At 69.6% G+C, this 12256-nt stretch carries 13 protein-coding genes; 6 read left to right on the top strand and 7 right to left on the bottom strand.

Annotated features, from left to right (window positions below):
* Positions 1-11 precede the first annotated feature (11 nt).
* Positions 12-476: a MarR family winged helix-turn-helix transcriptional regulator gene (locus tag AU197_RS03435; protein WP_064401118.1), complete on the top strand. Its 465-nt coding sequence runs from the start codon at positions 12-14 to the stop codon at positions 474-476.
* On the opposite strand, the gene AU197_RS03440 is transcribed toward AU197_RS03435, so the two are convergent.
* Positions 451-1575, bottom strand: a complete 1125-nt coding sequence (locus tag AU197_RS03440) for an NDMA-dependent alcohol dehydrogenase (RefSeq protein WP_064401119.1) — start codon at positions 1573-1575, stop codon at positions 451-453. The two genes, AU197_RS03435 and AU197_RS03440, sit on opposite strands and share 26 nt — an antisense overlap.
* A gap of 153 nt (positions 1576-1728) precedes the next feature.
* On the opposite strand from AU197_RS03440, the gene AU197_RS03445 reads away from it, so the two are divergent.
* A complete protein-coding gene (locus AU197_RS03445; RefSeq protein WP_064401120.1) occupies positions 1729-2649 on the top strand; it encodes a DUF8686 domain-containing protein in 921 nt (306 codons plus the stop codon).
* A gap of 1 nt (position 2650) precedes the next feature.
* Here the strand turns inward: AU197_RS03445 and AU197_RS03450 are convergent, their stop codons facing one another.
* Positions 2651-3673 carry a sigma-70 family RNA polymerase sigma factor gene (locus AU197_RS03450; protein WP_064401121.1) on the bottom strand — a complete coding sequence of 341 codons (1023 nt, stop codon included), beginning with the start codon at positions 3671-3673 and terminating at the stop codon, positions 2651-2653.
* A 16-nt stretch (positions 3674-3689) separates the two neighbouring features.
* On the opposite strand from AU197_RS03450, the gene AU197_RS03455 reads away from it, so the two are divergent.
* Genes AU197_RS03455 through AU197_RS03470 form a run of 4 tightly spaced genes read left to right on the top strand, consistent with a single transcriptional unit; the run spans position 3690 to position 6796 of the window.
* Positions 3690-4529 (top strand): alpha/beta hydrolase, encoded by an 840-nt coding sequence (locus tag AU197_RS03455; protein WP_064401122.1) that lies wholly within the window; start codon positions 3690-3692, stop codon positions 4527-4529.
* Positions 4530-4561: 32 nt separating this feature from the next.
* Positions 4562-5518: an alpha/beta hydrolase family protein gene (locus tag AU197_RS03460; protein WP_502687852.1), complete on the top strand. Its 957-nt coding sequence runs from the start codon at positions 4562-4564 to the stop codon at positions 5516-5518.
* A 10-nt stretch (positions 5519-5528) separates the two neighbouring features.
* Positions 5529-6305: a DUF2786 domain-containing protein gene (locus tag AU197_RS03465; protein ID WP_064401124.1), complete on the top strand. Its 777-nt coding sequence runs from the start codon at positions 5529-5531 to the stop codon at positions 6303-6305.
* Positions 6302-6796, top strand: a complete 495-nt coding sequence (locus tag AU197_RS03470; RefSeq protein ID WP_064401125.1) for a TIGR04338 family metallohydrolase — start codon at positions 6302-6304, stop codon at positions 6794-6796. Before AU197_RS03465 ends, AU197_RS03470 begins: the two co-directional genes overlap by 4 nt.
* Here the strand turns inward: AU197_RS03470 and AU197_RS03475 are convergent.
* From AU197_RS03475 to AU197_RS03495, 5 genes are all read right to left on the bottom strand, one after another.
* Positions 6793-7122 (bottom strand): YbaB/EbfC family nucleoid-associated protein, encoded by a 330-nt coding sequence (locus AU197_RS03475; protein ID WP_231744808.1) that lies wholly within the window; start codon positions 7120-7122, stop codon positions 6793-6795. The two genes, AU197_RS03470 and AU197_RS03475, sit on opposite strands and share 4 nt — an antisense overlap.
* Positions 7119-8648: a PPE domain-containing protein gene (locus AU197_RS03480; protein ID WP_064401126.1), complete on the bottom strand. Its 1530-nt coding sequence runs from the start codon at positions 8646-8648 to the stop codon at positions 7119-7121. Before AU197_RS03480 ends, AU197_RS03475 begins: the two co-directional genes overlap by 4 nt.
* Positions 8649-8674: 26 nt before the next feature.
* Positions 8675-10072, bottom strand: coding sequence for a type VII secretion protein EccE (gene eccE / locus AU197_RS03485; RefSeq protein ID WP_064401127.1), 1398 nt, complete (start codon positions 10070-10072; stop codon positions 8675-8677).
* Complete coding sequence (gene mycP / locus AU197_RS03490; RefSeq protein ID WP_286145546.1) at positions 10069-11427, bottom strand: type VII secretion-associated serine protease mycosin; 1359 nt, start codon at positions 11425-11427, stop codon at positions 10069-10071. The genes eccE and mycP overlap by 4 nt, the downstream gene beginning before the upstream one ends.
* Before the next feature lie 212 nt (positions 11428-11639).
* A complete protein-coding gene (locus AU197_RS03495) occupies positions 11640-12041 on the bottom strand; it encodes a DUF3224 domain-containing protein (protein ID WP_064401128.1) in 402 nt (133 codons plus the stop codon).
* Positions 12042-12256: the final 215 nt, after the last annotated feature.

Below are 12256 nucleotides of genomic sequence, written 5' to 3' on the forward strand. Positions count from 1 at the left end.
GATGATGTGTCATGTATTCCGTGTGGCTGACGAGGCGCGAACAAGAGGTCTGGCGGAAATACCTGACGGTGACGAGCCGATTGCAGACGGCGATGCACCGGCAGCTACAACGCGACTGTGAACTGTCGCTGGCGGACTACGAGGTGCTCGTCGCGCTGAACGAGCGCGGCCCACAGCGCATCAACGACCTGGCCGAGGCGCTCTCGTGGGAGCAGAGCAGGCTCTCACACCAGCTGCGACGGATGCGCGGGCGCGCACTGCTCGAGCGCCACGGCAGCGACGACGACCGGCGCGGCGCCAGCGTCACGATCACCGACGGCGGGCACGCCGCGTTGCGGCGAGCGGCACCAGGGCACGCAGAACTGGTACGCAGCACGGTGTTCGAGGCGCTGACGCCCGCCCAGTTGCGCGCCTTCGACGAGGTTTTGGAAGCGGTGCTGGAGCGGGTGGTTACCAGTCCGCCTCGTCATAGGTGACGACGCCGCGGATGTTGCGGCCGTCGAGCATGTCCTGATAGCCGGAGTTGATGTCTTCGAGGCGGTAGGTCCTGGTGACCATGTCGTCGATGTTCAGCAGGCCCGACTTGTACAGGCCGACCAGTTTCGGAGTCTCGATGTGCGAGCTGCCGCCGCCGAAGATGTTGCCCTTCAACGTCTTTTGCAGCATCGTGAACAGGAACAGGTTGAGTTTGACGTCGACGTCCATCATCGAGCCCATTCCCGTGACGACGCAGGTCCCGGTCTTGGTGGTCAGCGTCAGCGCCTCTTCGATGTAGGAGCCCTTCATGTCCCCGACGGCGATGATGGTCTTGTCGGCCATGACGCCGTGGGTGAGGTCGATGAGGGGTGCGATCGCCTCGGCCATCGACGGGTAGACGTGGGTGGCGCCGAACTTGATCGCCTGTTCGCGCTTCCATTCGTTCGGGTCGATCGCGACGACGTGGCGGGCGCCGGCGATCACCGCGCCCTGCAGCGCGCTCATGCCGATGCCGCCGACGCCGACTATCACGACGGTCTCGCCCGGGTTCACCTCGGCGACGTTGGTGGCCGACCCGAAGCCCGTCGGCACCGCGCACCCCAGCAGGGCCGCCGACTCGAACGGGATGTCCTTGTCGATCTTGACGACGGAGTCCTTGTGCACGGTCATGTACGGCGCGAACGTGCCGAGCAGGTTCATCGGCGAGACCTCGGTGCCGCCGGCGTGCACGCGCGAGGTGCCATCGGCGATCGCCTTGCCGCCGAGCAGCACGGCGCCGCGGTCGCACAGCGAGCGATGGCCCTTGAGGCAGGGTGCGCATTGGCCGCACGCCGGGATGAACGCGAGAATGACGTGGTCGCCCTCCTCCAGGCCGGTGACATTCTTACCGACCTTGGTGATGACGCCGGCGCCCTCGTGTCCGCCGAGCGCGGGCAGGCCGATCGGGGTGGCGCCGGTGGTCAGGTGGTAGTCCGAATGACACATGCCCGCGGCGTGCAGGCGGATCTGGACCTCGTCGGCGACGGGGTCGCCGATCTCGATCTCGTCGATGCGAAACGGCGAGTTGAGCTCCCACAGCAGTGCGCCCTTGGTCTTCATGGCCGCTGACTATAGAACACGTTCTAGAAAGGGTGCCAATTCGACCGTGAACTGCGCAGATGAGCGCTCTGGACCTTCGCCGGAGTAGCTTTCGGCGGGTGACCTGCGCGTCGAGCGGCGTTCGCGAGCGCCGCTCGTAATACGCTGCCCGCGATGAGCACACCCTCGCCGAGATGGCGCGCTGTGCGGGCGATCGCCGTCTTCGCTGTGGCGTTGGTGCTGTTGATGGCGGGCAACCTCGCGCTGTACGCATCCAGCAGGCACTGGGCCGAGGACGGTCTGCAGCTCGGCGACTTCGACAAGCCCGACCGGATCGACCTCACCGTGTGGGTCAATCGGGTCGACACCGAAACGACGACCGTGGCGGCGACGATCACCGACATCGAGGCCAACGGGAAGTACGCCGACGCGGACGGCCATCTGCGCATGGACACGAAGCTGCTGAGCAACTCCTTCACCAACCCCTCGGTCAACCTGCCGAGTGGGGAGAGCGTGCCCGTCATCGAGCAGAAGTTCGGGATGGTGGGGATTCCGACCGACTACCCCTTCGATCGCTACAGCGCCTTCCTCGGACTCAACATCGCGGCCGACGACGGCACCGCGCTGCCCACGACGCTCACCGTGTTCAACAACGACTCGTTCTTCCGGGTCGGGCTGGCACCCGACCCGGACGTCGAAGGCGACAGCGTCGACGCGGATCTCTTCATGCACCGCAGCACCCCGACGATGGTGTTCGCCATATTCGTGATGGTGCTCATGCTCGGGCTGGCCGCGGCGGCCGTCACGGCCTCCTATTACGCGTTGCGCTGGCGCAGAGGCCTTGTGCTGCCGGCCTGCTCGATGATGGCCGCGATCCTGTTCGCTCTGATCCCGCTTCGTAACGCCGTGCCCGGCGGCCCGCCGATCGGCTCACTCATCGACTTCGCGGCGTTCTTCATCGCCGAGGGCGTCATCTCGATCGCGTTGATCACCAGCGTCGTGCTCGGCTACCGGCACGACATCGCATACGAGCGGGCCGAAGCGGCCAAGGCGGGCCTGAGCATCGACGAATTCGCGCTGGGCCGCAAGCCGTAGGTCAGACGGTGTCGGCCAGCCCGTAGGGGGCGAAGGTCGTGGCGTGGAATGCCACGACATGGGCGATGCCGCGGTCAGTCACGTCGAGCACGTGCAGTTGGAACGGCTCGTGCAGCCCGGTCTCCCGGTTGAGCATGTACAACGCCGCGGCCGGCTGCCCGTTGGCCGTGGTCCGGATGAACCGCATATCCCCCGGGCCCTGCGCCGGGCAGTGCGTCTTCGACAGAGCCACGATGTTCTGCGGGCCCTGATACCAGCCGTCGAACGGCGGCATCTCCCACACGGCATCCTCGGTGAACAATTCGACGAGCTTGTCGATGTCGTAGCTCTCGAACGCGGCGATGTAGCGCGTCAGCAGGTCCTGGGCCTCCGGCGACTCCGGTGGGCGCAGTTCGTCGTCCTCGCTCGGGCCGATGGCGTCGAGCTGCGCACGCGCCCGTTGCAACAGGCTGTTCACCGCCGCAGTCGACGCGCCGACCGCATCGGCGACCTCGGAGGCTTTCCACTGCAGCACGTCGCGCATCACCAGAACGGCGCGCTGCCGCGGCGAAAGGTGCTGAAGTGCCGCGACGAACGCCAGCCGAACCGATTCGCGAGAGCCCACGATGACCGAGGGGTCGGCCGGGTCGACCGCTTGATCGGGCAGCGGTTCGAGCCACGGCACCTCCTCGCGGGCGGTGATGTCGTCGAGCGGATCCGAACTCGGAGCCCCGAGACCTGTCGGCAGCGGCCTGCGCTGCCTGCTCTCCAGCGCCGTCAGGCAGGTGTTGGTGGCGATCCGGTACAACCACGTGCGCACCGACGATTTGCCTTCGAAGCCTTTGTACGACTTCCACGCGCGCAGATAGGTTTCCTGCACCAGATCCTCGGCGTCGTGCAGGGAACCGGTCATCCGGTAGCAGTGCGCGAGCAGTTCACGGCGATACCGCTGGGCGTCGGCCAGGAAGGCATCCTCGGCGCTGCTGCCATCGACATCGTGGGCCAGGACCGTCACGTCGCCGAGCTTAATCAGAGGGTCCGACAACGGATAGTCTCGCTGCGTGGCCACGACCCGCAGCGAACGCAGCTTCGACGGTATCGGCGGTGTGCGCATCGTCTACGACGTCTGGACTCCCGAGGGAGATCCGCGCGGCGTGGTGGTGCTTTGCCACGGATACGCCGAGCACGCCCGCCGGTACGACCATGTCGCGCAGCGGTTCGGTGACGCGGGCCTGCTCACCTACGCGCTCGACCTGCGCGGGCACGGCCGATCCGGTGGCAAACGGGTGCATCTGCGCAACATCGGCGAGTACACCGGCGACTTCCACACCCTGGTGACGATCGCCGCCGACGAGCACCCCCGGCTGCCGCGCATCGTCCTCGGCCACAGCATGGGCGGCGGTGTCGTCTTCACCTACGGCGTCGAGCACCCCGACGACTACGCCGCGATGGTGCTGTCGGGGCCGGCCGTCTACGCCCAGGACGGGGTGTCGCCGGTCATGATCACGGTCGCCAAAATCCTCGGCGGCATCCTGCCCGGGCTCCCCGTCGAGCAACTGCCCACCGAGGCGGTGTCGCGGGACCCCGACGTGGTGGCCGCGTACATGGCCGACCCCATGGTGCACCACGGCAAGCTCCCCGCCGGGGTCGCCAAGGCGCTGATCAAGGTCGGCGAGACGATGCCGCAGCGGGCATCCGCGCTCACCGCGCCGCTGCTGGTGGTGCACGGCGAGCAGGACAAGCTGATCCCCGTCGCCGGCAGCCGCCACCTGCTGTCGTGTGTCGCGTCGACCGACGCGCACCTGAAGGTCTATCCCGAGCTCTACCACGAGGTGTTCAACGAGCCCGAGCGTGACCTCGTGCTCGACGACGTCACCTCGTGGATCGAGGCCAAGCTTTGAAAGCGGTTGTCGCGGGGGCATTCTCACTGATAGTGGTGCTGTCGGGATGTTCGTCCTCGAACGAGGTGCAATGGCTCGACGAGGACGTCACCTTCACCGCCGGCGAGCTGACCATCCACGGCACGTACCGCTACGAGAACAGCGAGGCGACGAGGCCCGCCGCGCTGCTGATCTCCGAGAGCGGCGCCACCGACCGCAACGGTGACAACCAGGTCGCCGGGCCGGTCGGCAACATGCGCCAACTGGCCGAACTGCTGTCGGACCGCGACGTGGCCAGCCTGCGCTACGACAAGGTGGGCACCGGCCGGACCGGCCTCGGCCCGTACGCGCAACGGCCCACCGAGGTGGTCAGCTCGGTCTACACCACGGGCGCGAAAGCCGCGGTGCGCTACCTGGCCGACCAGCCGCGGACCGACGACTCCCGCATCTCGGTCTACGCGGTGGGTGAGGGCACCATCCATGCGATGACGCTGGCCGGCGACACCGACGCCGGGGCTCCGAAGGTCCACGCGCTCGGCCTTTTCCAGCCCCTGCCCGGCCGCTACCTCGACATCATCACCAACCGGGTGCGCGCCAACGCCACTCCCGAGGTGCTGTCGGCCTGGCTGGCGGCCGTCGACCAGGTCCGCACCACGGGGACGGTGCCCGCGAACCTGCCGGAGGGTCTCGGCGCGATGGTGAACCCGGGCAACGTCAACGCGGTCGTCGAAGCCGACAGGATCGACCCGCTGACACTGGCGGCCAAGGTGCCCGCGGGCACGCCGGTGCTGCTGACCTGTTCGGACTCCGACGCGCAGGCGTCGTGCGACTCGATCAGGCCCCTCACCGACGCGCTCCGCCACACCGCACTGACTGTCGTCGAGCTCGAGGGCGTCAACCACGTGCTGCGCGACGACCCGACCGACAACGTCGCCAACTACGCTTCCCAAGACCCGCTTTCTCCACAGGTCGTCGAAGCGCTGGACCGCTTTGTCGCCGAGCAGCCCTAATCTGGCGCCCATGACCGACGACAAGATGCTGGCCCGCATCGCCGCCCTGCTGCGCCAGGCCGAGGGCACCGACAACCCGCACGAGGCGGACGCGTTCATGGCCGCTGCGCAGCGCTTGGCCACGGCCACCTCCATCGACCTTGCGGTCGCCCGGTCACACACCGATCAGCGCACGAAGGCGCAGATGCCGGTGCAGCGCACGATCACGATCGGCAACGCCGGCACCCGAGGGTTGCGGACGTATGTGCAGTTGTTCACCGTGATCGCACACGCCAACGACGTGAAATGCGATGTCGCGTCCAACTCGACGTTCGTCTACGCCTACGGCTTCCCCGAGGACATCGACACCAGCCATGCGCTCTATGCGAGCCTGGTCATGCAGATGGTCAGGGCCTCGCAGGCCTACATCGAGTCGGGTGCCCACCGCCCCACGCCCACCATCACGGCGCGGATCAACTTCCAGTTGGCGTTCGGCGCCCGCATCGGTCAGCGACTGGTCGAGGCGCGCGAGGAGGCCCGCCGGGAAGCCACGAACAGCCGCGACAGCCGGCCGGGCACCGCGATCGCGTTGCGGGACAAGGACCTCGAGCTGCGCGACTTCTACCGCGAGACGTCGGAGGCGCGGGGGACGTGGCGGGCGACCAGCGCGACGGCCGGCTACTCCTCGGCCGCCCGCCGCGCGGGTGACCGCGCAGGTCGCAAGGCCAGGCTCGGGCCCAGCCCCGAACTCGCGAACGCGCGTTCGGCGCTGACGCAGAACGGGCGCCGCGCCGCCGGGGAGACGTGACACCGCGCGACACCCAACGGGCGAAGGTGTACGCCGCCGAGGAGTTCGTCCGGACGTTGTTCGACAGGGCCGCCGAGCACGGCAACCGGGCCATCGATTTCTTCGGGACCGCGTTGACGCTGCCGCCCGAGGCGCGGTTCGCGTCGGTGGAGTCGGTGCAGCGGTATGTCGACGAGGTGCTGGCGCTGCCGGCGGTGCGACAACGGTGGCCGCGCGCGACCCCCCTCGCCGTACGGCCGCGGCGCGGGGCCGGCGCGGCCCACTACGAGGCCGACGAGACCGGTGCCGTCATCGCGGTGCCGGAAGTCCAGACCCGTTGGGCACTAAGAGAATTGGTGGTCCTGCACGAGATCGCACACCACCTGTGCCAGGCGGCGCCGCCGCACGGCCCGGGGTTCGTGACCACCTTCTGCGAACTCGCCGGCACGGTGATGGGGCCGGAGGTAGCCCACGTGTTGCAGGTGGTGTACGCGAAAGAGGGTGTGCGCTAGCGGTTTTGATCGGTGATGTCGGCGACGGCGGCGTCGATCCTGTCCCGGTCGGCCTGCAGCGACGCGGTGGCCGCGGCCGTCGCGCCCTCCAGCGCTTCGTTGAGTCGCTTCTGAACCTCCTCGACGCCCAGGCTCAGCAGCCCGTCCTCGATGACGACGGCCGTCAGGTTGTGGTGACCGTCCAGCTCCACCCGCACGGTCTCGGATTCGTCGGTTCCGGTGAAGGTCTTCGAGTTCATCCGCTGCAGCTGATCGTCCATGAGCGACTGCAACTGCTGCGCCTGCCGCAACACCGCGGCGACGTCGGGATGCATCTCGCCGGTCACGTGGCGTCTCGCCTCTCGCCGTCGGCGACCGCTCGGCGCCTGCGATTGCCGACGACGGCCTCGGTCCACGGCCGATCCTCGGTGTAGAGGTCCTCGTCGGGCGCCAACCGGGGATCGCGCCGCTTCTCCTTACCCTGCTGGGCGCCCGCGCCGTGCGCCATCGGGGCCATCCCGCCGGCCATCGCCGTACCCGCGCGGCCGTCCGACGAGGATCCCGGCGCGGCGAATCCGGCCGGCGCGTTCGGTGCGGGCGCGACCGTCTCGGCGGTCACCGGTGCCGACATCGGCGTCCCAGGCATGCCACCGCCGCCGGCGCCGCCGCCCCTCGCGCCACCTGCTCCGGCACCGCCGGCGGCGGCGGGGCGCACCCGCGGATCGGTCGGCGACGTCGGGCCCGGTGCCGCGGCCCCGCCCGGGGTGCCACCACCGCCCGACGGCGCACCACCACCCGACGGCGCACCGCCACCCGACGGCGCACCACCGCCGGTGGGAGCGCCACGTCCTGCCGGGGCAGCACCGGAGCCCGTCGCACCGTCGGCCCCCGCCGGTGACCCGGCCGTACCGTCCGTCGGCAGACCCGCGCGCTGCCCGCCGGATCGCGCACCGGTACCGCCGGGGGCAGCGACGAGGCCGGCGCCGTCGGTATCCGGGCTGGACGGCATCGCGGGCCGGACGGGTGAGAACGTCGCCCCGCTCGCATAGTCTCGGCGCACCTCGTCGGACCGCTGCTGCAGCTCGTGCATCCGCTTCTGGATCTTCGCCATCTCGGTGGCCGCCACGACGGAGTTGCCCACGGTCGCCTGTGCCGCCAACTCGAGCAGCTGCGTCTCCAGCGCGACGTACTCCGTGTGGATACCGGCGTGCTCGGTCTTGGCGCTGTCATGGGCCGCAACGATTTTCGCCGCGGCCTCGGCCAGGTCGTGCCACCCCGCGGCGAGTTGTTCCAGCCAGCCGCCGAATTCGGCCATTCGGGCGTACGCGGCGTCGGCGGCCCGGCCCTCCCAATCGCCGCTGGGCGGCCGCGGGGCGTTGCCGGAGACCCGGGTGCTGGCCAGACCCCACTGCAGCATGGCCATTTTCAGCGACGCACCGTCGTCCCCCGCCACCAGATCGGCCTGCGTCTTGTGCACGTCGCTGTAGCCGGCCGCATCGAGAGGCTGCAGAGCGCCGACCGGATGAGGCAGCGCGGGCGGCGGCGTCGGCGGGGCGGGCACCGCGATCGCTTCGACGGCTGCCCGGCGAGTGGGATCCTCGATGGCCCGCCCGCAGGTCTCGTCGACCGCCGAGTAGGCGTCGGCGGCGATCTGCAGCATCTCGGCGATGCGTTGGTTCTCCGCCTCGACCCAGCGCTGAAACTCCAGCAGCGACTGCGCGTTGGCGTTCAGATTGGCGACCGCGGCCGCCGAGGAGGGCAGCGCGTCCGGCGGCAGCACCGCTTCGGCGACGGGGTTGTGCCACTGCACCCCGCGCATCTCCGCGGACTGCCTGGTGAGCTCCGCCGGTTCGACCCGCTGGATCTCGCCCATCGCTACCCCTGCGCCCGCATGGCGGCTCAGCCCTCGAGGACCATCTGGTAGCGGCTCTCCTCGCGCGGATTGATCAGCCGTATCGGTAGCTGGCGATGGCGGGGCGTGTCGATGTAGTTGTGGCGCAAGATCACCCGGCCCACGCCCGGGTGCGGGCCGAGGTAGGTCGTCGCGTGCGGCCAGGCCACCTTGGCCTCGTTGCCGATCCTGGCGTTGACGTAGCCGGCGAACTCGTTGAATTGCGGTGTCAGCGTGACGACGGCGCCTGCGGCCGCGGACCGCACGATGAACTGGGTGAACAGCCGGGAGTCGCCGAGGTTGATGCTGGCGTCGACGTCGTCGAACGGCAGGTAGACCGGGTAGCGGTCGGCGGTCTCACCGACCAGCACCCCCGCCGACCCGATCGGTAGTTCGTAGTGGCGGTCGCCGACCGGGCTGATGCCGTGCAGCGCCGCCCGCTGCCCGCCGAACAGACACGAAAAGCCGCGCGGCGTAGCGGGATTGGCCAGGGTGGTCAGCAGCACCGTCGACCGGGGGGCCTCACCGGGCCGGATGCGGACCCGGGTGATCGTATGGTCGGCGCGCGCCGACCACCACACGTCCGGTCCGCCCGGCGCGGTGTAGGCCGCGGTGAATGTGCTGCGTCCCTTGATCGCCGACCACGTCTCGCGCTCGAAGCTGATCTCGGTGGCGCGGTCGAGATCGTCGAAGCTGCGCGCGGGACGGGCGTCGATTCCGTTGCCGGCCAACTGATCGGCGATCCGCGTCGCCGAGGCCACCAGGTACCGCGCCAGCCCGGCGACCCCGGACTCGCGGCGCTGCGACGACTTGCGGGTGGACTCGGGATCGGCGCGCAGCACGATCCAGGTGCGCCGGTTCGCCGGAGCCGGATACGGGCCGACGACCTGTTCGTAGAGCGAGATCAGCGTGGCGGGCGCGGTTTTGCCGACGCGATATCCCGATGACACCACGTCGGCCTCGAGGTCGGGGCAGTGAGCGGCGACGAGTTGTTCGACGAGCCGGGTGTCGACGACGTCGTCGGTGAACGCCGCGCCGTTGACGATCACCGTCGGGGTGAACGGCCGCGGCACCAGCTCGATGGCCGCCACCAGGTGCTCGTCCTGCCATCGCACGGCGACGTGGTCGCCCGGCATCACGGTGGCGCCCACCGCGGGTTCCGACGGCTGCTGCGGGGCGTCGCGATGCCTGCGCCGCCACGCGAACACCGCGGCCACCCAGCCGGTGATCCGCAGCCCGCGGATGGTCACCACCGAGCCCAGCCCGATCAGCACGGCGATCGTGATCCCGAGCCACAGCAAGTTCAGCTCGGCGAACACCAGGATGGTCGCGGGCATCAGCGCCGCCGCCCAGATCGCGTGTCCCGTGGTGAAGCGCAGGCCGAACATGCCGAGGATCCTGTTCATCGGCGCCTCAATGCGCGGCGGGCCAGCGCGCCGAGCCCGAGCGCGGCCGCGAGCCCGGCTCCGGCGACGACGACGGCGGTGATCGGCCCGCGGTCCGGCGGCGGGGTGAACACCGGCGGCGGCACCTCCTTGACCCGGTACTGCACTTGCTCCGGGCCGGCGGGCACGTCCCACGTCAACGCGGCGACGGGATCGACGGCGCCCGCGCCGACATAGTTGTCGACACCACCGCCCGGGTGACGCGCGGTCGCGGTGATCCTGTTCATGATCTGGGCCGGCGTGAGCGCGGGAAAGCGCTGCTTGAGCAGCGCCGCCAGACCGGAGACGTAGGCCGCAGCGAACGAGGTGCCGCTGATCGGGATCGGTCCGTCCTGGCCCTGCAGCGCGTTGACCGGATTCCCGTCGTAGCCGAGCGCCACGAGGTTCTCGGCGGGTGCGGCGGCGCCCAACCACGGGCCCGACATCGAGAACGTGCTCGGCTGGCCGTTCTGGGCGATCCCGCCGACCGTCAGCACCAGCGGCGAATACCAGGCCGGGCTCACGATCGTCTGCACCTGCTTCCAGCCGCGCGGATCGGTCGGCACCGCGGGATCGGCGGGCGGGTTCTGCGCGCAATCCTGGCCGGTGTTGCCCGCGGCGACGACGATGACCGCGCCCTTGACGTTGACCGCGTAGTTGATCGCGGCGCCCAGGCTGGTCTCGTTGATCGGGCGGGTGATCTTGTAGCAGGCCGCCTCGCTGATGTTGATGACCTGCGCGCCGAGATTGGCCGCGTGCACCACCGCGCGCGCGAGGCTGCGCAGCGATCCGGCGGTCTGCGTGGCGTTCGGGTCGTTGGGGTCCTGGCGCGTGCCCACGGTCTGAAACGCCTCGGAGGTCTGCCGCAGCGACAGGATGCGCGCGTCGGGCGCCACGCCGACGAAGCCGTCGTTGGGTGCGGGCCGACCCGCGATGATCGACGCGGTCAACGTGCCGTGCGCGTCGCAGTCCGACATACCGTTGCCGGCCTGGTCGACGAAGTCTCCGCCCGGCTCGGCGGGCACCCGCGGTGAGCCCACGACACCGGTGTCGATGACCGCGACGGTGACGCCCGCGCCCGTCGCGAATTTCTGCGCCTCGGACAACCGCAGGTAGTCGTTCGCCCAGGGTCGGTCGGCGAAGTTCGCATTGGGAAACACCGTCGGTGCCGAACAGACCCGGCGCTGCTCCATCGGCTGATCGGGCCCGGTCTCATCCGGCGGCACCGCAGCGGGATCGATCGTCGGCGGCTCGATCGCCGCCGCCGGAGGGGCGGCGACCAATGTCAGCAGCAGCACCGCCGTCAGCACGCTGAGGCGTTGGAAAATGCGCCGCACGCGCTACACACCTCCCCGGCGGCCGGACTGGTCGGAGGCGTGCTGGGACACCGGCAGCAAACTCAAATATGCCCGTTGCGCAGGGCAAACGCTCACGTCACGCCGATGGGCCGATTGCACGCAGCCAATCTTAAGGGGCCGCTCGGGGGACTCATTCCACTATTCGTGCCCCACGCCCGGCCGCCGAGGGTGCCCCGACGCCGTTCCGGGCCCTAGGTGACCGCGATGTCGAGGCCGTCGACGTCCAGGGTGAGCGCCCCGGCCGGGTCGGCGCGGAACTTGCCGCTGCCCGCCGCCTCGGCCAGCCCGCCGGTGCCCGACGCGATCCGGACCTCCCCACTGGCCACGCCGTCGCGGTAGGCGCCGTCGTGCAGCAACACCAGGGCGCCGGTGGTGCCCGCGATGGTCCCGGTGACGTGCTCGATGCCGACGAACAGCGCGCTCTTGTCCGGCGCGTAGGCCAACAGCCATTTGGTCGTCGACGTGCCCTGGATGTCGCCCTCGTAGCGTTTGGTGACCAGGGCCTCGGTGAGCTTGGTGGTCTCGTCGCCGTCCTCGAACGGCGTCTCATCCCAGCTGGCGACCTGGAAGGTCGCCTCGATGTGTCTGCTCATGACGGGCGGATACCCGGCAACGGGACCGCGGAACCGAGAGGCCGACGGGCAGCACCCCCGGCCACTGTGATAGTCAAGGCATCACGGCCGCGTTGCGTCCGCTAGCACGTCAAACTATAGTCTGGACACATGTCCAGAAGGTTCGGAGTTGTTGCGTGACACGATTTGTCCAGCTCACCGGCCCTGGATTCACCCGCTTCTGCGCGTCGTCTTGA

Source organism: Mycobacterium sp. IS-1590 (assembly GCF_001500025.1).
Taxonomy (GTDB): Bacteria; Actinomycetota; Actinomycetes; order Mycobacteriales; family Mycobacteriaceae; genus Mycobacterium.

Coding starts and splice junctions, on each gene's coding strand:
- AU197_RS03495 (WP_064401128.1), bottom strand. CDS start 12,041: ATGAGCAGACACATCGAGGCGACCTTCCAGGTCGCCAGCTGGGATGAG.
- AU197_RS03435 (WP_064401118.1), top strand. CDS start 12: ATGTATTCCGTGTGGCTGACGAGGCGCGAACAAGAGGTCTGGCGGAAA.
- eccE (WP_064401127.1), bottom strand. CDS start 10,072: ATGAACAGGATCCTCGGCATGTTCGGCCTGCGCTTCACCACGGGACAC.
- AU197_RS03480 (WP_064401126.1), bottom strand. CDS start 8,648: ATGGGCGAGATCCAGCGGGTCGAACCGGCGGAGCTCACCAGGCAGTCC.
- AU197_RS03440 (WP_064401119.1), bottom strand. CDS start 1,575: ATGAAGACCAAGGGCGCACTGCTGTGGGAGCTCAACTCGCCGTTTCGC.
- AU197_RS03465 (WP_064401124.1), top strand. CDS start 5,529: ATGACCGACGACAAGATGCTGGCCCGCATCGCCGCCCTGCTGCGCCAG.
- AU197_RS03445 (WP_064401120.1), top strand. CDS start 1,729: ATGAGCACACCCTCGCCGAGATGGCGCGCTGTGCGGGCGATCGCCGTC.